The sequence below is a fragment of the Rhizobium sp. Leaf371 genome (assembly GCF_001424045.1).
GTDB lineage: Bacteria > Pseudomonadota > Alphaproteobacteria > Rhizobiales > Rhizobiaceae > Ferranicluibacter.
This window is the reverse complement of sequence record NZ_LMQB01000028.1, coordinates 192,690-211,542: the sequence shown is the minus strand read 5'-3', so window position 1 is coordinate 211,542 and position 18,853 is coordinate 192,690. Positions and strand designations below refer to the sequence as shown.

Genomic DNA, 18,853 nt, shown 5'->3' with positions numbered 1-18,853 from the left:
GCTATCCGGGGAGCGAGATTCCTATGGAATCTTTATATCTTTGCCCCGTCCTCCGTCTCGAATTCCTACGCCGATCGGTCGCATAGTTTCTGCGACCGCGGTGCTAAAGCGCCGGGTTTCGACAGAAACGACAGGTGCGACATGACATTCGACTATATCCTCAGCGGCGGCGTGGCCCTCTTCATCACGGCCTATCTCGCCTATGCCCTCTGGCGGCCGGAGCGCTTCTAGCGCCATGACCCGCCGGCTTTCGCGGTTCAGACACGCGGTTCTCCCGCGTCTCGACCGTCACGAGGCCTGCCGGGGGACGACCATCATCATCGGCATGGTTTTCGTTCTCGGGGCCGTTGCCGCGCTCTCGGAAGCGCTCGCGATCCTCTTTGCGTCCGACTGATCCGGCCTTCTTCCATCCAACCATCATCCGGGGTCTCTCATGAGCAAACCCACATCTGCGAGCCTCCTCGATGCCCGCATCCTCGTGCCGGCCATCGGCGGCGCGTTTCGCAAACTCGATCCGCGAACCCTGGCCAGGAACCCGGTCATGTTCGTGGTCGCCGTCGTCTCCGTGCTGACCACGGTTCTCTTCTTCAAGGACCTCGCAACCGGGGCCGCAGGGCTCGGCTTCTCGTTCCAGATCATCCTCTGGCTGTGGTTCACCGTGCTGTTTGCCAATTTCGCCGAAGCCGTGGCCGAGGGCCGGGGCAAGGCGCAGGCCGAGTCGCTCCGCCGCACGCGCTCGGAAACGCAGGCGAAACGCCTGACCTCCGCCAATAGCCGCGACTGGACGGATGTCCCCGGCGCGGCGCTGAAGGTCAACGATATCGTGCTTGTGGAAGCGGGCGACATCATTCCCTCGGACGGCGAAATCATCGAGGGGATCGCCTCCGTCAACGAAGCGGCGATCACCGGCGAATCCGCGCCCGTCATCCGCGAATCCGGCGGAGATCGCTCCGCCGTCACCGGCGGCACGCAGGTTCTGTCCGACTGGATCAAGGTGCGCATCACCGCGGCTGCCGGCTCCACCTTCATCGACCGCATGATCGCGCTGGTCGAGGGGGCCGAGCGCCAGAAGACGCCGAACGAGATCGCCCTGAACATCCTGCTCGCCGCCATGACGCTCATCTTCGTGATGGCGACGGCGACGATCCCGGCCTTCGCCAGCTATGCCGGCGGCTCCATCCCGATCGTCGTGCTCGTCGCGCTGTTCGTCACGCTCATCCCCACTACCATCGGCGCGCTGCTCTCGGCCATCGGTATCGCGGGCATGGACCGCCTCGTCCGCTTCAACGTGCTGGCCATGTCCGGCCGCGCGGTGGAGGCTGCGGGGGACATCGATACGCTGCTGCTCGACAAGACCGGGACGATCACGCTCGGCAATCGTCAGGCGACCGAATTCCGTCCGGTCACCGGCGTGACGGAACAGGATCTCGCCGATGCCGCGCAGCTCGCCTCGCTTGCCGACGAGACGCCCGAGGGCCGGTCCATCGTCGTCCTGGCCAAGGAGAAATACGGTCTTCGCGCACGCGACATGAAAGACCTCAACGCGACCTTCGTCCCCTTCACCGCCCAGAGCCGGATGTCCGGCGTGGATCTCGAGGGAAGCTCGATCCGCAAGGGCGCGGTAGAGTCCGTGCTCAGATATCTGCGATCCGAGACGGGCAGTGCGGGACCGGACGCGCGGGCGCGAGAAGGCCAGGCCATCGCGGACTCGATCGCCAAGGCCGGCGGCACGCCGCTTGCCGTTGTCCGGGACGGGAACCTGCTCGGCATCATCCACCTGAAGGACATCGTCAAGGGCGGCATTCGCGAGCGCTTCGCGGAACTGCGCCGCATGGGCATCCGGACGGTGATGATCACCGGCGACAACCCCATGACCGCCGCGGCCATCGCGGCCGAAGCCGGCGTTGACGACTTCCTTGCCCAGGCGACGCCCGAGAACAAGTTGCAGCTCATCCGCGACGAGCAGGCAAAGGGCAAGCTGGTCGCCATGTGCGGCGACGGCACCAATGATGCGCCGGCACTGGCCCAGGCGGATGTGGGCGTCGCGATGAACACGGGCACGGTCGCCGCCCGCGAAGCCGGCAACATGGTGGACCTCGACAGCGATCCGACCAAGCTCATCGAGATCGTTGAGATCGGCAAGCAGTTGCTGATGACGCGCGGGTCGCTCACCACCTTCTCGATCGCAAACGACGTCGCCAAGTATTTCGCGATCATCCCGGCGATGTTCGTCGTCCTCTATCCCCCGCTCGATGCGCTGAACGTCATGGGCCTCGCCACGCCGCAAAGCGCCATCCTATCGGCGATCATCTTCAACGCGCTGATCATCATCGCGCTCATTCCGCTGGCCCTGAAGGGTGTTGCCTACAAGCCGATCGGTGCGGGACCGCTCCTGCGCCGCAACCTGCTGATCTACGGCCTCGGCGGCCTCGTCGTGCCCTTTATCGGCATCAAGCTGATCGACATGATCGTCTCAGCGCTCAACCTCGCATGACCGGAGCAGACCATGACAATCCTCACCTTCCTCCTCGGCATGGTCCTGTTCGGACTCCTCTTCGCCTTGGCATCCGCCCTCGACAAAGCCTGACGCCGGAGACACGACAATGATACAGGCAATCCTCTTCGTCATCATGATCATCGGGGGCACCGCGCTGCTCTCCTGGCCGCTCGGCCGCTACCTGAGCTGGGCGATGGACCCGAGCGCCGGCCAGGGAAGACCGAACCGCGTCACCGCGGCATTCCAGACGATCGGCGGGACGGCGACGACGCAGATGCAGGACTGGAAGCGCTACGTCCTCTCCCTCCTCGGCTTCAATGTCGTCATGTTCGTCGTCTGCTTCGCGCTGCTTGCCTTTCAGCACGATCTGCCGCTCAATCCCGACGGCAGGCAAGCGCTGGAAGGCAGCCTGATCTTCAACACCACGAGTTCCTTCGTCGCCAACACCAATCTGCAGCATTACTCGGGCGAGGTGGCGATGAGCTACCTGTCGCAGCTGGCCGCGCTGATGTGGCTTCAATTCGTCTCGGCGGCCGTCGGCCTTGCGGCGCTCGCGGCGCTGGCGCGCGGACTGGCGGGACGCCAGCTCGGCAATTTCTTCATAGACGTGCAGCGCGCCACCTTCCTCGTCCTCCTGCCGCTTGCCCTGGTCGTCGCAATTCTCCTTCTCTTCACGGGCGTGCCGATGACCTTCCAGGGCGCGGCGGTCGCGACCACGCTGGAGGGCGTCCAGCAGACGATCGCGCGGGGCCCGGTCGCAGCCTTCGTCGCGATCAAGCAGCTCGGCACCAATGGTGGCGGCTTCTTCGGGCCGAACAGCACCCATCCGCTCGAAAACCCGACCTTCTGGTCGAACGTTCTGCAAACCGTTTCGATCCTCATCATTCCCATGGGCTGCGTCTGGATGTTCGGCCGCATCATCGGGCGGATGAAGCATGCCGCCGTTCTCTTTACCGTGATGCTCATCCTCATGGGCGCCCGCATCACCGGCGCGATCGGCTTTGAGTCGGAGCCGACCCATGCTTTCGCATCCCTGCCGGTCACGCAGGATGTCGGCAATCTCGAAGGCAAGGAACTGCGCTTCGGTTCGGCGGCAGGTCCCGTCTGGGCGGTCGTGACGACCTCCACCAGCAACGGTTCCGTCAATGCCATGCATGACAGCCTCAATCCGCTGACGGGTCTCATGCCGATGATCGGCATGTGGCTCAACGAAGACTTCGGCGGGGTCGGGGTCGGCATGATCAACATGTTCCTCTACATCGTCGTCGGTGTCTTCATCGCAGGCATGATGATCGGCCGCACGCCGGAATATCTCGGCTGGCGCGTCGAGGCGAAAGAGGTGAAGTTCGCCATGATGGGCCTGCTCTCACACGGATTCTTCATACTCGTGGGCACGGCGATCTTCGCAGCGACGCCCTGGGGGACGGCGACGCTCAACAATATCGGTCCGCACGGCTTCAGCGAAATCCTCTACGAGTTCTCGTCCGCCGCCGCCAACAACGGCTCCGGCTTCGAAGGGCTCGGCGACAATACCGTCGCCTGGAACATCGCCACCGGCGCGGTCATGCTGCTCGCCCGCTTCATCCCGATCATCCTGCCGCTCGCCATCGTCGGTTCGCTCTCCGCCAAGCGCCGCGCAACCGAATCGAGCGGCACTCTTTCGGTCGAGGACGGCACCTTCGCCGGCATGCTGACCGTCACCGTCGTCATTGTGGGCGCGCTGACCTTTTTCCCCGCTGCCACGCTCGGCCCCATCGCCGAACACGTCATGTTCATGAAATGAGACCGCCCATCATGGAATTTTTCCTCTCCAGCATCCGCATCGCCTGCGCAACCATGCTCGTCTGCGTCGGCGGCTATACGAGCGTCGTCTGGGCCGTTGGCGCGGCCGTCACGCCCCAGACGGCGCAGGGTTCGCTGATCACCACTCTCGATGGCCGGGTCATCGGCAGCCGACAGGTCGCACAGGCCTTCACGCAGCCGCACTATTTCTGGCCGCGTCCATCGGCGGTGGATTACAACGCGGCAGCAGCCGGCGGTTCCAACAAGTCGCCGACGAGCACCGACCTGACGGACCGTGCCTCGAAAACCATCGCCGCCTTCGGGGCGACGCCGGAGAACCCGCTTCCGGCGGACCTCGCCGCGGCATCCGGTGCGGGTCTCGATCCGCATATCACCGAACGCGCGGCCCGCTACCAGGCCGAGCGGATCGCCCGCGCACGCAACGTCCCGGTCTCTGTCGTCAACACGCTTATCGATCGCAGCGCCGTCTCGCCGGGCGGCGTCCTGACGCCGGACAGGCTCGTGAACGTGCTGGAGATCAACCTTGCACTGGACAACGTCGCGATCCGCTAACACAAGAGCTGTCGGCAGCCCGTGTGACGGGCTGCCGATCCGGCGTGGAGCAAATCATGGCCAACGACAACCAGGGCTGGGAACGGCGACCGTCTCCCGACGCGCTCCTTGCCAAGGCCGACCGGGAGGACCGTGGCAAGCTGAAGATCTTCCTCGGCGCTGCGCCGGGCGTCGGCAAGACCTATGAGATGCTGATGTCCGCTCGCGCCCGACAGGCCGACGGCACTGACGTCGTCATCGGTGTGGTGGAAACGCACGGGCGAAAGGAAACGGAAGCGCTCGTCGCCGGACTGGAGACGGTCGCCCGGACGTCCGTCGTTTACAAGGAACGGGCGCTGGATGAAATGGACATCGACGCCATCCTCGCGCGCCGCCCGACCCTCGCGCTCGTGGACGAGCTGGCGCACACCAATGCCCCCGGCAGCCGCCATCCCAAGCGCTATCTGGACGTGCTGGAGCTGCTGGCAAGCGGCATGGATGTCTATACCACGCTCAATATCCAGCATGTCGAAAGTCTCAACGACATCGTCGCCCAGATCACCCGTATCCGCGTGCGCGAGACGGTCCCGGACTCGATCATCGATCGTGCCGACGACATCGAGATCATCGACATCACGCCGCAGGATCTGATCAAGCGGATGCAGGACGGCAAGGTCTACGTTCCCAAGACGGCGCGGCGCGCCATCGAGAATTATTTCTCGCCGGGAAACCTCACGGCCCTGCGCGAGCTCGCTCTCCGGCGAACGGCGCAACGGGTGGACGACCAGCTTCTCAACCATATGCAGGCGCACGCGATTTCTGGGCCATGGGCGGCCGGCGAACGCATCCTCGTCTGCCTCGATCACGGGCGGAACGGGGCGACGCTCGTCCGCTACGCCCGGCGCCATGCCGACAGGCTGCGGGCGCCCTGGACGGTGATCCATCTGGAAACAGCGAAATCGGCTTTTCTCGGGGAAGCCGACAAGGACCGGCTGGCAGCCTGCATGCGGCTCGCCGAGCAGCTCGGGGCGGAAACCGTGACGCTGCCGGCGGCGAGCGTCTCTCGCGAGCTCCTCGCCTATGCGACGGCCAACAACTTCAATCACCTCATCATCGGCAAGTCCGAACGGAGCTGGTGGCGGGAGCGGCTTGAGGGGTCCATCACGCACGACCTCATTCGTCACGCCGGCACCATCAGCGTGCACGTCATGTCGGGCGGCACCGAGGAGGTCGCGCCGAGGGGCGTGCGGACCGCCAAACCCGCCAACCGAATCAAGCCGAAGGACTACCTGTTCAGTCTCGCTTTCGTCTCGGTGGCCGTGGTGACCGGCATCCTGCTCGATCAGGTGCTCAATGTGCAGAACCTTGCGCTGGTCTTCCTGATGGGGGTTCTCGCCTCCGCCGTCCGAGGCGGGCTCGGCCCCGGCCTGTTTGCGTCTTTTCTCGGCGCGACCGCCTTCAACTTCTTCTTCCTCGAGCCGCGCTACACGCTGACCATCCGCGACCCGGAAAGCGTCGTCGCCCTGCTCTTCTTTCTTGGAACCGCTCTCGTCGCGAGCAATCTCGCGGCCGCCGTTCAACGCCAAGCCATGGCGGCGCGGCAGCGCGCGCGGACGACGGAGGACCTTTATCTCTTCTCGCGAAAGCTGGCCGGTACCGGCACGCTGGACGACGTTCTCTGGGCGACGGCCTACCAGATGGCCTCGATGCTGAAGGTTCGCGTCGTTCTCCTGCTGCCGGAGGACGGCACGATCGCCGTCAGGGCGGGATATCCGCCGGACGATACGCTTGTCGATGCCGATATCGCCGCCGCGCGCTGGGCATGGGAGCACGATCGCCCCGCAGGCCGCGCGGCGGATACGCTGCCCGGCGCGAAGCGGCTCTATCTGCCGCTGCGCACGGGCCGTGGTGCGATCGGCGTGGTCGGGCTCGACAATGACCGGCAGGGGCCGCTCCTGAACTCCGATCAGCAGCGCCTGTTCGATGCGCTTGCCGACCAGGCCGCCCTTGCCATCGAGCGCATCCAGCTCGTCGCGGATGTCGACAAGGCAAAGCTTGCCGCGGAGACCGACCGCCTGAGAACGGCGCTCCTGACCTCGATTTCCCATGACCTGAAGACCCCGCTGGCGGCGATCATGGGCTCGGCCGGAACGATCAAGGATTTCGGCGGCGGCTTGTCGGAAGAGGCGAAGACCGAACTGCTAACAACCGTGATCGAGGAATCGGAGCGCCTGCATCGTTTCATCGCAAACCTTCTGGACATGACCCGCATCGAATCCGGCGCGATGATACCGAACAGCGCGCCGCACTTCGTCGGCGATATCGTCGGTTCGGCTCTCGCACGCGCGGCAAAGATCACGGCGGAGCATCGCGTGGAGACGGCGATCCCAGACGATCTGCCCATGGTGAAGGTCGATCCGGTCCTGCTCGAACAATCGCTCTTCAACCTGATCGACAATGCTGCCAAATACGCCCCGGACGGCACGACGATCCGGATCGACGCTGATGACGCTGGGAGCACGGGCGGCAGGATTTACCTCCGCGTCATGGACGAAGGACCGGGCCTGCCGCCGGATGATCTTGAGCGCGTGTTCGACAGTTTCTACCGCGTCCGCAAGATCGACCACGTCAAAGCCGGGACGGGTCTCGGCCTGTCGATCTGCCGGGGTTTCATCGAGGCGATGGGCGGGAGCATCGTCGCCGCAAACCGCTCGGGCAGACCGGGCGCCGTCTTCGAGATCGGGCTCCCCGCCGCGACGATGTCAAAAGGACCGACATCATGACCCATGCCACCGTCAAGATCCTCGTCGTGGACGACGAGCCTCCGATCCGCAAACTCCTCGATGTCGGCCTGTCGTCGCAAGGGTTCGCGGTCAAAGGCGCGCCGAACGCCCGGTCGGCGATCGAGATGGCGCAGTCGGACGTTCCCGACCTCGTGCTGCTCGACCTCGGTCTCCCCGATATCAGCGGGCATGACCTTCTGGCGAGATGGCGGTCGGAGAAGGTTCCCTTCCCCATCGTCATCCTATCGAGCCGCACGGACGAGGCCGGCATCGTCCAGGCGCTCGAAATCGGCGCCGACGACTATGTCACCAAGCCGTTCGGCATGAACGAACTCGTCGCGCGCATCCGCGTGGCCCTGCGCCATCGGCTGCAGACACAGGGCGAGCAGCCGATCTTCCAGGCGGGCGACCTCTCTGTCGATCTCGTGAAGCGGATCGTCAAGGTCCGCGGAACGGACGTGAAGATGACGCCGAAGGAATACGACATTTTGCGGCTGCTGGTGCAGCATTCGGGGCGGGTTCTGACCCATCGCTTCATCCTCGAAAAGGTCTGGGGCGAGATCAGCGATGTGCAGTATCTGAGGGTGTATATTCGCCAGTTGAGACAGAAGATCGAGGAAAACCCCGATCAGCCGCGTTACATCCTGACGGAGACCGGCGTCGGCTACAGGCTGGCCGAATGGTCCTGAATTGGCCCGGCCGCAGCCTGACCCTTCGCCTCGACCCGGCCCTGCTCGATCAGCCAGGTCACGGCTTCCTCGACCGCTTGAAGAGACGTGTGCCGGGGGACAAAGCCGAGAAGCCGGCGCGCCTTTTCCATCGAGCAGTTCGGACTGCGCGCAATATGCTCCCAGGTGGCTTTCGCATCTTCCGGGTCTCGCTCCGCCGCCCATTGCTCAAAGGGGAGGAATGCCAGATTGGGCTCGCGACCGAACCAGCGTGATACGCTCTCGGCATAGCCGCGCAGCGTCAGCGCCTTCCCGGACACCGCGTGGAAACTCTCGCCGATCGCGGCCGATCGGGACGATATCGCGGCCATGAAAAGGCGCGCGACATCCTCGGCATGGACGTGATGCACGGTCTCCAGGCCGAAGTTCGGCAAGGCCAGCCTGTCGCCCCGCGCAAGCGCCGAAAACACATGCGGATTGAAATTGCCCTGGGGATTGAGCGGGTTCCAGCCCGGGCCGACGATGTGTCCGGGATGAACAATGGTCGCCGGGAACCCATCGGCATGCGTGCGCTTCAAGAGGTAAGTTTCGATCTCTGCCTTCCCGATGCCGTAGTCTCCGAACGGCTGTTTCGGTGCGTCTTCGGTGGTGGGAACAGCAACGGGCGTGCCATGCGTCCAGATCGTGCCAGTGTGCAGAAAATGGCCGACTTGGCCCGTCAGGGCATCGACCAGCAGCTCGGCACTGCGTCTGGTGAAGCAGATCATGTCGATGACGATATCCGGCTTCAAAGACCGGATCTCCCGACCGAACGTCCCGGCGCTCTCCAGCGCCTCGCGGTCCATCTGTCGCTGTTCGACGTGGCGCCAGGCGGCGTGCGGCCTGTACGGCTGGGCGACGCCCCGACTGATGGCGACGACCTCATGTCCAGCCTCGATGAGGGCGGGGATGAGATAGGTCCCGACATGTCCGGTGGCTCCGATGACGATGACACGGGACATGAAAGGGCCTGACGTGTTGGTTGAGGGGGCTCGTGGTCGGAAACGCGCGTCTCTGGCGCAGGTTCCGACCGGAGATCCGGCCCACGCCAAAGGATGCGATTATCTTGCTCCTCGTCGCGGTACGGTGCGGCTTTAGAGGCCGGCAATTCTCCGCAGATCGTCTATGGCGCCCGGGGCCGCGGCGAGGACGGGGGATCCCTTGGTCAGTTGCTCGCCTTCGACCGGAAAAGGATGGTGCCAGCCGCCGGCTTCCGTCACGAGGCAGTAGCCCGCAAGGCAATCCCAGGCATGCATGTAAGGCTCGTAATAGCCGACAAGCCGACCGGCCGCGACATAGGCGAGCATCAGCGCGCCGGAGCCGTTGCGGATGAAATTGCCGCCGGACTCCAGGAGCGACTCGACCATTTTTCCGACGAAGGCCGGCGTCACGTAGTTGTTGGCGCCGATGCCGGTGACGGCGTTTCGGATGGTGCGCGACGGATCGAGCGTCAGCACCCGCCCGTTCAGCGTAGCGCCCTTGGCGGCGGCGGCAGCGTAGAGCTCGTCGAAGCAGGGCGCATAGATCACGCCGATGACGGGCTTGCTCTCCTTGAGGACGGCGATGGAGACACACCAGCTCGGCATGCCGTTGACGAAAGGGCTCGTTCCGTCGATCGGATCGACCACCCAGGTGTAACCGGACGTACCGGCGGCAAGGCCGTATTCCTCGCCAAGGAACCCGTCATCGGCGTGGGCGTCCGCCACCGCCGCGCGGATGAGGTTCTCCACCTCGCGGTCGGCGATCGAGACGACGTCCTGGGCGTCGCGCTTGGTTTCGATGACCAGCGTCTCGCGCCGGTTGAAGTAGTCGAGGGCGACAGTGCCGGCCTTGCGGGCGATCGTTTGCGCGAGAGCGAAGCGGGCGTCGAGATCGTGCGTCATGGAAAGTCCTTGTGTGCAATGCGGCTCAGTCGTTGATAATGGCAATGCCGCGGCCTTTGAAGCCCACGGAGACTTCGGTTGCCGGCGAAAGCGCCCGTTCCACGGCGGGATCGACCACGAACAGCCGGCCCGTGCCGGTTTCCACCTCGTATTCCACATGGTCGCCGAGATAGGCGGCATGGGTGATCCGCCCCGGCAAGGCCGCGGCCGATGCCGGCTCCAGCGTGATCGAGTTCGGCCGCACGGCCAGCTTTGCCGGCCCCGGCCGGGCATTGCGGCTGGGCACGCGATGTTCGAGCGCGCCGATGCGGATCGTGGCGTCCGCCCCCTCGACGCGGATGACGTCGCACGCGATCACGTTCGCCTCGCCCATGAAATCGGCGATGAAGGCGGAGGCCGGGGCCTCATAGAGATCGCGCGGCGACCCTTCCTGCGCGATCACGCCGTCCTTCATGATGACGATGCGGTCGGAGACGGCGAGCGCCTCGTCCTGATCATGCGTGACATAGACGGCCGTGAAGCCGAGACGCTGTTGCAGCTCGCGGATTTCGGTGCGAACCTGCCGGCGCAGGCGCGCGTCGAGATTGGAGAGCGGCTCGTCGAGGAGGAGCACCTGCGGCTCCAGCACGAGCGCGCGGGCAACGGCCACGCGCTGCTGCTGACCGCCGGAAAGCTCGGCCGGAAGCCGCGCGCCCATGCCGGCGAGACCGACGAGCTTCAGGCCTTCTTCCGCGCGTTCCCGCGCCTCCTTGCGCTTCATGCCGGAGGATTCGAGCCCATAGGCGACATTGTCGAGCGAACTCATATGCGGAAACAGCGCATAGGACTGGAACACCATCGACACGTCGCGCTCGTTGGCCGGCAGCATCGTCACATCCTTGCCGCCGATGAGGATCTGCCCCGAGGACGGATGTTCAAGGCCCGCCAGCATGCGCAAGGTCGTGGTCTTGCCGCAGCCGGAGGGGCCGAGCAGGGTCACGAGCTGGCCGGGCTCGATGGTGATGGACAGGTCGTGAATGGCGGTGAAGGCACCGAACTGCTTCTTGACGTGCTGGAAGACGACGGAACCGGCGCGGGGGTGGATCATGCTGTTTTCTCCTGAACGAGAAGGGATGAAGACGCGGGGCCGAGACCTGCAACGCGGTTTTCGCGGCGCAGCCGGCGTTCGCCGACGAGAAGCTGGAAGCCGGCGATGACCACGATCATCACGACGATCAGCATGGAGGAATAGGCGATCGCCACGCCGTACTCGCCGTTTTCGACAAGGCCGACGATGTAGGAGGTCGCCATGTTGTATTCGGCGCTGACGAGGAAGATGACGGCACTGATAGAGGTGATGGCCCGCACGAAGGAATAGACCAGCGCTGCCGTGATGGCCGGACGCAGCAGCGGCAGGATGACCTTGCGCACCGTGCGGAAGCTGGTGGCGCGCAGCGTCAGCGAGGCCTCGTCCAGGCTTTTGTCGAGCTGGCTCATGGCGGCCACCCCGCCGCGTACGCCGACCGGCATGTTGCGGAAGACGAAGCAGGCGATGAGGATGAGCGCGGTGCCGGTCATTTCCAGCGGCGGCAGGTTGAACGCCATGATGTAGCTGATGCCGATGACGGTGCCGGGAATGGCAAAGCTCATCATCAATGCGAATTCGAACACGTTGCGGCCGACGAATTTCTGGCGGACGATGATGTAGGCCGTGAGCAGCCCGACCGCCGCCGTCAGCGGAGCGGAAATCAGCGCGATCTCCATGGTCGTCCAGAAGGAATTCCAGGCGACGCCCGTCCAGGCGATGACCCCGTCACGCAGCTCGATCGAAAACGCTCGGGCGTAGTGATCGAGCGTCAGGGAATTGTCGAGGCCCCAGGTCTTCACGAAGCCACCGAAGAGAATCATGCCGTAGATGACGATGGTGAACACCATCCAGGGAACGACGAGCGCATGGACGCCGATGGAGATTGATTTCGGCAAAGCAATGTGCGAGCCGCTATCGCCCTTGCCGGTGACCGTCGCGAAGTTCTTGCCGGACAGCCAATAGCGCTGCGCGAGAAAGGCGGTGAGCGTGAAGCAGAGCAGGATGATCGCAAGCACGGCGGCGCGCGACGGGTCGTTCTGCGAACCGACGACGGCAAAGAAGATCTCCGTCGAGAGCACGCCATGGCTGCCGCCGAGCACCAGCGGATTGCCGAAATCGGCCATGCTCTCGATGAAGCCGATCAGGAACGCGTTGGCGATGCCGGGTTTCATCAAGGGCAGCGAGACCCGCCAGAAGGTGCGCCAGCGATCGGCGCGCAGCGTCTGAGACGCCTCTTCCATGGAGGGGCTGACGCCTTCGACCACGCCGATGAGCACGAGGAAGGAGATGGGCGTGAATGACAGAACCTGCGCGATCCAGATACCCGTCATCCCGTAGAGCCAGCGGCCGGGCTCGATGCCGAACAGGCTGGACAGCGCTTCGGTGACGACGCCGGCGCGGCCGAACAGCAGCGTCAGCGCGAGACCGATGACGAAAGGCGGCGTGATGATCGGCAGGACGGTGAGGAGGCGCAGGCCCTTCTTGAAGGGAAAGCGCGTGCGCGTGGCGACCAGCGCGAAGGCAAGCCCCATGATGGTGGAGCCGCCCGCCGTCATGATCGCCAGGAACAGCGTCCGCCAGGCGACACCGCAGCGTTCGCCGCCGACGACGCAGCCGAGGCTCCAGATGGCGGGGTCCTGGATGTTGCGGGTGAAGCCGTCCGGGTTGAGCGAGCCGTCGAAATCCTGAAACGCGCCGACCAGCATGCTGCCGACCGGGTAGAACACGAAGATCGCGACCAGAAAGACGAGAAGCGCGATGGAGGCGACGACGAAGGCATCGCCTTTCATGGCGCCCCGCTCGGCAAGGCCGAAGGAAAAGAGCAGCACGAAGACCAGCGCCGAAAGCATGGCGCCGGCCCCCATCGACGGCTGCCCGTCCGACATGGCGCCGAACAGCGTCTCGCTGATCGTCCAGGACCAGCCGGAATAGCCGATGGCGAGACCCTGCAATGTCAGAAACACGGTGCCGATGGCGCCGGATGCCACCAGAAGGGCTCCGCGCATTCTTGGGTCCGGCGTGAAGCGGGCGATACCGGCAACCGCCAGCATCAGCGCCGGGACGGCCAGCCACCAGCGGCCATGAAGAAGGATCTGCAGAAGACCCGGGGAAACCGGGGCTTCTCCGGGAAAGCCCGACAGCCAGCCGAATGCCAGAAACCCGCCCTCGATCCTGTACCAGGGAACGACGAGGAAGGCCAGAATGCCCAGCCCGAGCGCGATATCCAGTCTGCGGTTGCGATTGTCCTTGTCGGTCTTCATCCCGATCCCCTCCTCAAGCCATGCCATGTTTCAAGACCCCGTGCCGGCCGACACCTCCGCCGGCCGGCACGGGACGCGCCTCAGTTCGCGTTGGCGCTGATCTCGCGGTCCCAGCGCTCCAGCAGTTCCTTGCGCTTGGCCGGATCGCCATAGGTCTTGAAGTCGTAGTCGATCAGCTTGATGTCCTCGAAGCGGGGCGCTTCCTTGGGGATCTCGGCCGACTTGTTGGACGGCAGCTGGAAGGACTTGGCGTCCTTCATGCGCGACTGGACGGCGGGCGTCAGGGCCCAGTCATACCAGATCTTGGCATTGTCGAGGTTCTTCGCGCCCTTGACGATCGACATGGAGCCGATCTCGTAGCCGGTGCCTTCACAGGGCGCGACAGCCTTGACCGGGAACCCTTCCGCCGTCTGCGCCACGGCGTCGTGCATGAACACGATGCCGATGGCGGTCTCTCCGCGGGCCGCCGCCTTGACCGGGGCCGAGCCGGACTTGGTATATTGCGAAATATTGGCGTTGAGCTTCTTCAGATAATCGAAAGCCTGATCCTCACCCATGATCTGGGCGAGCGAAGCGAGGGCCGTATAGGCCGTGCCGGACGAGTTCGGATTGGCGATCTGGATCTCGCCTTTGAAAGCGGGATTGAGAAGATCGGCCCAGCACTTCGGCTCGGTGAAGCCCTTGGTCTTGAAGATCTCGGTATTGTAGCCCCAGCCAAGCGCGCCGGCGTAAACGCCGACCGTCTTGAAGCCGGAGCCTTCGGCCTGTTTCTTCGCCCAATCCTGCAGCTGATCGAGCAGCGGCGACTTGTATTCCTGCGTGAGCCCGTCGGAGGCTGCCTGCATATGGGGATCTCCGGTGCCGGCCCACCAGAGGTCCGTCTTGGGGTTGCGGGCTTCCGCACGGATCTTCGCATAGGTCTCGCCGGACGAGAGGCGCACCATGTTGACCTTGATGTCGTGGTCCTTTTCGAAGTCGCCCTTCATCTGCTCGCAGATGACGACGTCTGCCGAGCAGATGAGATTGAGCGTGCCGGCCGCCTGCGCCGACGTGGCGGTCAGTGCGGTCGCGGCCATCAGCAGCATGCCGGCTGTATAGGTTTTCATGGTCTTTCCTCCTGGTTGAACATTTTTGAAAAGTGAACGGGCTTCCGGACGGCATGGCGCTGCCGTTCCCCTCTGTTACCGAGAGCGGGATGCCGTGTTTCGTCCGGTCCTTGCTTGAGGTCAGGGGATCCCGCGGATCTCGCTGTCGAAGCGTTTGAGAAGCCGACGTCGCTCGTCGGGCGAGCCGAAGGTCGCGAAATCGTAATCGACCATCCGGATCATCGAGATATCGGGCGCACCGGGGGGCAACGACGCACCGGCATTGGACGGAACCTGGTTCTGGCCGGCAGCAGCCCCCGTCGCCTGCCCCTCGGCGCTGAGCGCAAACCCGAGGAAAGCCCGGGCTGCCTCGATGTTCTTTGCACCCTTCACGATGCTGACCGCTCCGATCTCGTAGCCCGTGCCTTCGCAGGGCGCGACGATTTCGAGCGGATAGCCCGCCTGCCGCAGCGTCACCGCATCATGGATGAAGGAGATGCCGATCAGCGTATCACCATGGGCGGCATCCTTGACCGGTGCAGAGCCCGACTGCGGAAAGGCGCGGATATTGGCGCCGAGCCGGCCGAGATATTTGAACGCTTCGTCTTCCCCGAACAGCTGAACGAGCGTTGCCAGGGCGGTATAGGCCGTTCCCGACGAGTTGGGGTCGGCAAGCTCGATCGCACCCGCATAGGTCCCGTCGAGCAGGTCCTTCCAGCAGGCAGGCGCTTGCAGACCTTTTTGCTTTAGGAGATCGGAATTATAGGCAAAGCCGAGGGCTCCGGCATAGATCCCGGCGGAGTGTCCGCCCGAGAGATCGAAGAAATTGTCCGCCCACGGCAACATCGTCAGGGTCGATGGCGGCTGGTAGGCTTGCAGCAGACCTTCGGCGCCTGCCTGAAGATGCGCGTCGCCCGTGCCGCCCCACCAGACGTCCGTCTGCGGATCGGCCTTTTCGCGGCGCACCTGATCGAGGATTTCGCCGGTGCTCTTGCGCGTCACGGTGGCATCGATGTTCAGCCGGGTCAGCACGGCCTTTTTCATCGTCGCGCACCAGGCCTCGTCTACGCCGCAGAGGACGTTCAGCCGCACCGATGGCTCTGCGCGTGCGGTGGCGCCGAACGACAGAGACGCCGCCGCGACCAGACAGATGAACGTCCTCACCAAAATCCTCCACTTCCCGGAACGATGCCGTTCCGACCTCCGCCGTCAGAATGGCAGATACGGCGAAGGCTTCAAGAAAGGAGTGGTTACGGTTGTTACAGCCGAACATCCGGAGGGTTGCGAGCCTTACAGATATTACATTTGTGACAGATCCCGTCATCGGCGAGGATTTGAACAAATCTTTCTGAAGCCTATGATGCGGCAGGAGGACTATCGACATGCAGGTGAAGATTCTGATCGTGGAGGACGATCCGGATATGGCGGAGATGTTGTTCGATCTCGTGGAGGCCGAGGGTTGGACGCCCTTCGTCGCCGGCTCGGCCGAGGAGGCGACGGTCTTTCTCTCACAGGAGATCGTGCATCTCATCCTGCTGGATCATAACCTTCCCGGTGCATCTGGACGAACCTTTGCGCAGCGCATCCGCAGCAGCATGGATGTCGGCATCATCATGGTGACGGCGGCCGGCAGTTCGGCCGAACGCGTGCTGGGTCTCGAGACCGCGGCCGACGACTATATCGTCAAGCCGTTCGAGCCCATCGAACTTGCGGCCCGCATGAAGGCGGTGTTGCGCCGCTCGATCCTGATTCCGAAGCACGAGCGCGCGCCGGAACCGGCACCACCGTCCGCATCCGACCGGGCGCCCCAGACGTCGGCGCTGCATCTGGGAAACTGGACGATCGATCTGGCCCGCAGGCTGGCCATTTGCGAAGCGCAACCGGGAAAGACGCTGACGACCGCCGAGTTCGCGCTTCTGGAGCTGCTGGCCGAAACGCCCAATCTGGCCGTGACCCGCGCGCAGATTCTGGAGCGGCTGGGCAGCGGCACGGAGCGTTACGTCGACCGCAATGTCGACGTGCTCGTTCTCAGGCTGCGCCGCAAGATCGAGCAGAACCCCGAATTGCCGCGCTATATCAAGACCCGCCGCGGGCGAGGCTATGTGCTCGAGACCGCGCGCCGCGAGACGGAGCAATGACCCGTGGGGCCTTCTTCTCCTCGATCGCCTTCCGTCTTCCCGCGGCCATTCTCATTATCGGCGCCCTCGTTCTCGGCATTTCCACCATTGCCATCTTCGGCCTGCTGAAGGCGCGCAACGAAATGGCGACGTATGGCACGCAGGCCTTCGTCAGCCTCGGCAAGTCTGCCGTCGTTTCCAAGCAAGTGTCCGACCTCGTTTCCAGCGCGCCCTTTCTCATGAACGCGACCTCGCCCTATCGCATTTCCAGCGAAAGCCGCGCCGTCCTGACCCAGGTCGAGGCCCTGATGAGCATGATGCCGCCGCGGCGCGAGCGTGCGACCGTGCCCACCGATACGGGCGACGTCCGCGCCCTGCTCGGCACGATCCGGCAACAGACGCTCTCCATGCTTGAAAACGCCGAAGCCGCGCAGGGGCACAAGTCGGACGCCGCGATGGCGCTGAGCCAGATTGCGACGCGGGACATGTCCACGGTACGCAATCTGCCGCCCACGCTCAGCGCTCTCGCCCAATCCGCCTCGACATCCGACAGCCTGTTCCAGCTCGGGGAGCTGCAGAGGCGGTATGTCCGCGACCTCGCGATTGCCGGGGCGGCGCCGGTGCGTATGGACCAGGCGGCGCTCGATGCACACCGTCGCATCTTCGCGGCGCAGACCCGTTATCTCCGGGAGATGTTTTCCATCCGCGCCGCGATCACGCGGCTCCACGCGGTCTCGCGCGAGCTGTCGCTCGCCGTCGAGGCCCAGAACGACAGCGTCGTGCAGAAACTCGGCGACGACGTCCAGGCGATCTCGCAGATGCTCCAGCGTTTGCTCAGCATCGTCGTCGTGACCGCCCTTCTGATGCTGATCGTCGCGGCACTCGCCATCCGCTCCGTCATCCGGGTGTCGCGCGGGATCGTCGATCTCTCGGCCGGCATGAATGCGCTCGCCGGAGGGCAGAAACACATCGCCGTGCCGCGCTATCGCGGCGACGAGACGGAACTGATCCGGCTGGTCCAGGCCTTCAGCGCCTTTCGCGAAAGCGTCGATCGCGTCAGCCAGATGCGCCGCAAGGCGGACACCGCGGCCAAGACGATCCGCGCGATCTTTCGCAGCATGAACGAGGGCATCGCCCTGTTCGACTCGGCCGGCAAGCCGCTCGCCATGAACCGCCGGGTGATCGAGCTTGTCGGCCGTGGCGGCGCCTCGCGAAAGCTGCCCCTGCCGCGCTTCATGGAGGGTGTCCCCGACGTCGATGTCAAAGGCGTTGAGGATGCTCTGGCAAACGAGGATCGGCCCGGCAGGCCGTTCGTCTCGCGCCTGCGCCGGCCGGATGGGCAGGTGGTCGAGCTGTCGCTCTCGCGCCAGCGGGACGGCGGCTTCGTCCTTCTCGCCCGTGACGTCACCGAAGCAGACCGGCAGGAAGCCGAGGCTGCCAAGGCCCAGCGGCTCGATGGCATCACGCGCATGACCCACCAGCTGGCCCACGAGGTCGGCAACATGATCGGAATCGTCACCGGCAGTCTCGGCTTGCTGGAGCGCGAGGACGGCGTGACCGATCGCCAGAAACGCCATCTCAACCGCATTCGCAAGGCAGCCGACCGTGGCCGGGCACTGTCGTCCAGCATGCTCTCGGTGGCAAGCCAGCAGCAGATCTTCCCTGTCTCCGTCGATCTCAGGGCCGTTCTGACCGGCATGATCGATGTGCTCGAAATTGCGGTCGGCGAGACCTGCCGCATCGGCCTGAAGAGCGCAGGCGATCTGCCGCCCGTCTACCTCGATCCCGCGCTGTTCGAGCAGTCGATCCTCAACCTCTGCCTCAACGCCGCCGCCGCCATGCCGAACGGAGGCGACATCACGATCTCCGCCTTTCACGAAGGACCATCCGTCATCGTCTCCGTCGCAGACGAAGGGATCGGCATGACGCCGGAGGCCATCGACAAGGCCTTCGAGCCCTATTTCACCACCCGCCTCAAGGACGGCGGCGCCGGTCTCGGTCTCGCAACGGTCTACGGCTTCGTTCGCCAGTCGGGCGGCGATGCCSCCATCCAGTCGCGGCTGGGCTCTGGTACGGAAGTAACGCTGACGTTTCCCGATCAATCCGGTGGAAAGGGTTGA

The 18,853-nt window shown here is 64.5% G+C and carries 15 protein-coding genes; 9 read left to right on the top strand and 6 right to left on the bottom strand.

Annotation, left to right across the window (positions count from 1 at the left end; translation table 11 throughout):
• The first annotated feature begins 141 nt into the window (after window positions 1-141).
• The 7 genes from ASG39_RS20995 to ASG39_RS20970 all read left to right on the top strand — a co-directional run bounded on the left by ASG39_RS20995 (window position 142) and on the right by ASG39_RS20970 (window position 8,303).
• The gene (locus ASG39_RS20995) at window positions 142-231 is read left to right on the top strand and encodes a potassium-transporting ATPase subunit F (protein ID WP_062596893.1); all 90 of its coding nucleotides are present in this window, start codon (window positions 142-144) and stop codon (window positions 229-231) included.
• Between the two features lie 4 nt (window positions 232-235).
• Window positions 236-394 (top strand): hypothetical protein, encoded by a 159-nt coding sequence (locus ASG39_RS24010; protein WP_156468228.1) that lies wholly within the window; start codon window positions 236-238, stop codon window positions 392-394.
• 39 nt (window positions 395-433) lie between these two features.
• On the top strand, window positions 434-2,494 hold the full coding sequence (kdpB, locus tag ASG39_RS20990) for a potassium-transporting ATPase subunit KdpB (RefSeq protein ID WP_062596892.1): 2,061 nt from the start codon (window positions 434-436) through the stop codon (window positions 2,492-2,494).
• A gap of 109 nt (window positions 2,495-2,603) precedes the next feature.
• Window positions 2,604-4,280, top strand: a complete 1,677-nt coding sequence (kdpA, locus tag ASG39_RS20985; protein WP_200943909.1) for a potassium-transporting ATPase subunit KdpA — start codon at window positions 2,604-2,606, stop codon at window positions 4,278-4,280.
• An 11-nt stretch (window positions 4,281-4,291) separates the two neighbouring features.
• The gene (locus tag ASG39_RS20980) at window positions 4,292-4,852 is read left to right on the top strand and encodes a potassium-transporting ATPase subunit C (RefSeq protein WP_062596891.1); all 561 of its coding nucleotides are present in this window, start codon (window positions 4,292-4,294) and stop codon (window positions 4,850-4,852) included.
• 56 nt (window positions 4,853-4,908) lie between these two features.
• Window positions 4,909-7,614 carry a sensor histidine kinase KdpD gene (locus ASG39_RS20975; protein ID WP_062596890.1) on the top strand — a complete coding sequence of 902 codons (2,706 nt, stop codon included), beginning with the start codon at window positions 4,909-4,911 and terminating at the stop codon, window positions 7,612-7,614.
• Window positions 7,611-8,303, top strand: coding sequence for a response regulator transcription factor (locus tag ASG39_RS20970; RefSeq protein WP_062596889.1), 693 nt, complete (start codon window positions 7,611-7,613; stop codon window positions 8,301-8,303). The genes ASG39_RS20975 and ASG39_RS20970 overlap by 4 nt, the downstream gene beginning before the upstream one ends.
• Here ASG39_RS20970 and ASG39_RS20965 read toward each other — a convergent pair.
• The 6 genes from ASG39_RS20965 to ASG39_RS20940 all read right to left on the bottom strand — a co-directional run bounded on the left by ASG39_RS20965 (window position 8,279) and on the right by ASG39_RS20940 (window position 15,660).
• Complete coding sequence (locus ASG39_RS20965) at window positions 8,279-9,283, bottom strand: NAD-dependent epimerase/dehydratase family protein (protein WP_062596888.1); 1,005 nt, start codon at window positions 9,281-9,283, stop codon at window positions 8,279-8,281. The two genes, ASG39_RS20970 and ASG39_RS20965, sit on opposite strands and share 25 nt — an antisense overlap.
• 132 nt (window positions 9,284-9,415) lie before the next feature.
• The gene (locus ASG39_RS20960) at window positions 9,416-10,204 is read right to left on the bottom strand and encodes an inositol monophosphatase family protein (RefSeq protein WP_062596887.1); all 789 of its coding nucleotides are present in this window, start codon (window positions 10,202-10,204) and stop codon (window positions 9,416-9,418) included.
• A 25-nt stretch (window positions 10,205-10,229) separates the two neighbouring features.
• Window positions 10,230-11,291 carry an ABC transporter ATP-binding protein gene (locus ASG39_RS20955; RefSeq protein ID WP_062596886.1) on the bottom strand — a complete coding sequence of 354 codons (1,062 nt, stop codon included), beginning with the start codon at window positions 11,289-11,291 and terminating at the stop codon, window positions 10,230-10,232.
• Window positions 11,288-13,531 carry an iron ABC transporter permease gene (locus tag ASG39_RS20950; protein WP_062596885.1) on the bottom strand — a complete coding sequence of 748 codons (2,244 nt, stop codon included), beginning with the start codon at window positions 13,529-13,531 and terminating at the stop codon, window positions 11,288-11,290. The genes ASG39_RS20955 and ASG39_RS20950 overlap by 4 nt, the downstream gene beginning before the upstream one ends.
• Before the next feature lie 80 nt (window positions 13,532-13,611).
• Complete coding sequence (locus ASG39_RS20945) at window positions 13,612-14,637, bottom strand: ABC transporter substrate-binding protein (RefSeq protein WP_062596884.1); 1,026 nt, start codon at window positions 14,635-14,637, stop codon at window positions 13,612-13,614.
• Between the two features lie 120 nt (window positions 14,638-14,757).
• Window positions 14,758-15,660, bottom strand: coding sequence for an ABC transporter substrate-binding protein (locus ASG39_RS20940; RefSeq protein WP_082477420.1), 903 nt, complete (start codon window positions 15,658-15,660; stop codon window positions 14,758-14,760).
• Window positions 15,661-15,998: 338 nt separating this feature from the next.
• Between ASG39_RS20940 and ASG39_RS20935 the strand changes: the two genes are divergently transcribed.
• Complete coding sequence (locus tag ASG39_RS20935) at window positions 15,999-16,754, top strand: response regulator transcription factor (RefSeq protein ID WP_062596883.1); 756 nt, start codon at window positions 15,999-16,001, stop codon at window positions 16,752-16,754.
• Entirely contained in the window at window positions 16,751-18,853 is a 2,103-nt protein-coding gene (locus tag ASG39_RS20930; RefSeq protein ID WP_062596882.1) for a PAS domain-containing sensor histidine kinase, read from the top strand. Before ASG39_RS20935 ends, ASG39_RS20930 begins: the two co-directional genes overlap by 4 nt.

What these genes read in the sequence shown, in the direction of transcription:
- ASG39_RS20995 (WP_062596893.1), top strand. Translation starts at nt 142, where the DNA reads ATGACATTCGACTATATCCTCAGCGGCGGCGTGGCCCTCTTCATCACG.
- ASG39_RS24010 (WP_156468228.1), top strand. Translation starts at nt 236, where the DNA reads ATGACCCGCCGGCTTTCGCGGTTCAGACACGCGGTTCTCCCGCGTCTC.
- kdpB (WP_062596892.1), top strand. Translation starts at nt 434, where the DNA reads ATGAGCAAACCCACATCTGCGAGCCTCCTCGATGCCCGCATCCTCGTG.
- kdpA (WP_200943909.1), top strand. Translation starts at nt 2,604, where the DNA reads ATGATACAGGCAATCCTCTTCGTCATCATGATCATCGGGGGCACCGCG.
- ASG39_RS20980 (WP_062596891.1), top strand. Translation starts at nt 4,292, where the DNA reads ATGGAATTTTTCCTCTCCAGCATCCGCATCGCCTGCGCAACCATGCTC.
- ASG39_RS20975 (WP_062596890.1), top strand. Translation starts at nt 4,909, where the DNA reads ATGGCCAACGACAACCAGGGCTGGGAACGGCGACCGTCTCCCGACGCG.
- ASG39_RS20970 (WP_062596889.1), top strand. Translation starts at nt 7,611, where the DNA reads ATGACCCATGCCACCGTCAAGATCCTCGTCGTGGACGACGAGCCTCCG.
- ASG39_RS20965 (WP_062596888.1), bottom strand. Translation starts at nt 9,283, where the DNA reads ATGTCCCGTGTCATCGTCATCGGAGCCACCGGACATGTCGGGACCTAT.
- ASG39_RS20960 (WP_062596887.1), bottom strand. Translation starts at nt 10,204, where the DNA reads ATGACGCACGATCTCGACGCCCGCTTCGCTCTCGCGCAAACGATCGCC.
- ASG39_RS20955 (WP_062596886.1), bottom strand. Translation starts at nt 11,291, where the DNA reads ATGATCCACCCCCGCGCCGGTTCCGTCGTCTTCCAGCACGTCAAGAAG.
- ASG39_RS20950 (WP_062596885.1), bottom strand. Translation starts at nt 13,531, where the DNA reads ATGAAGACCGACAAGGACAATCGCAACCGCAGACTGGATATCGCGCTC.
- ASG39_RS20945 (WP_062596884.1), bottom strand. Translation starts at nt 14,637, where the DNA reads ATGAAAACCTATACAGCCGGCATGCTGCTGATGGCCGCGACCGCACTG.
- ASG39_RS20940 (WP_082477420.1), bottom strand. Translation starts at nt 15,660, where the DNA reads ATGAAAAAGGCCGTGCTGACCCGGCTGAACATCGATGCCACCGTGACG.
- ASG39_RS20935 (WP_062596883.1), top strand. Translation starts at nt 15,999, where the DNA reads ATGCAGGTGAAGATTCTGATCGTGGAGGACGATCCGGATATGGCGGAG.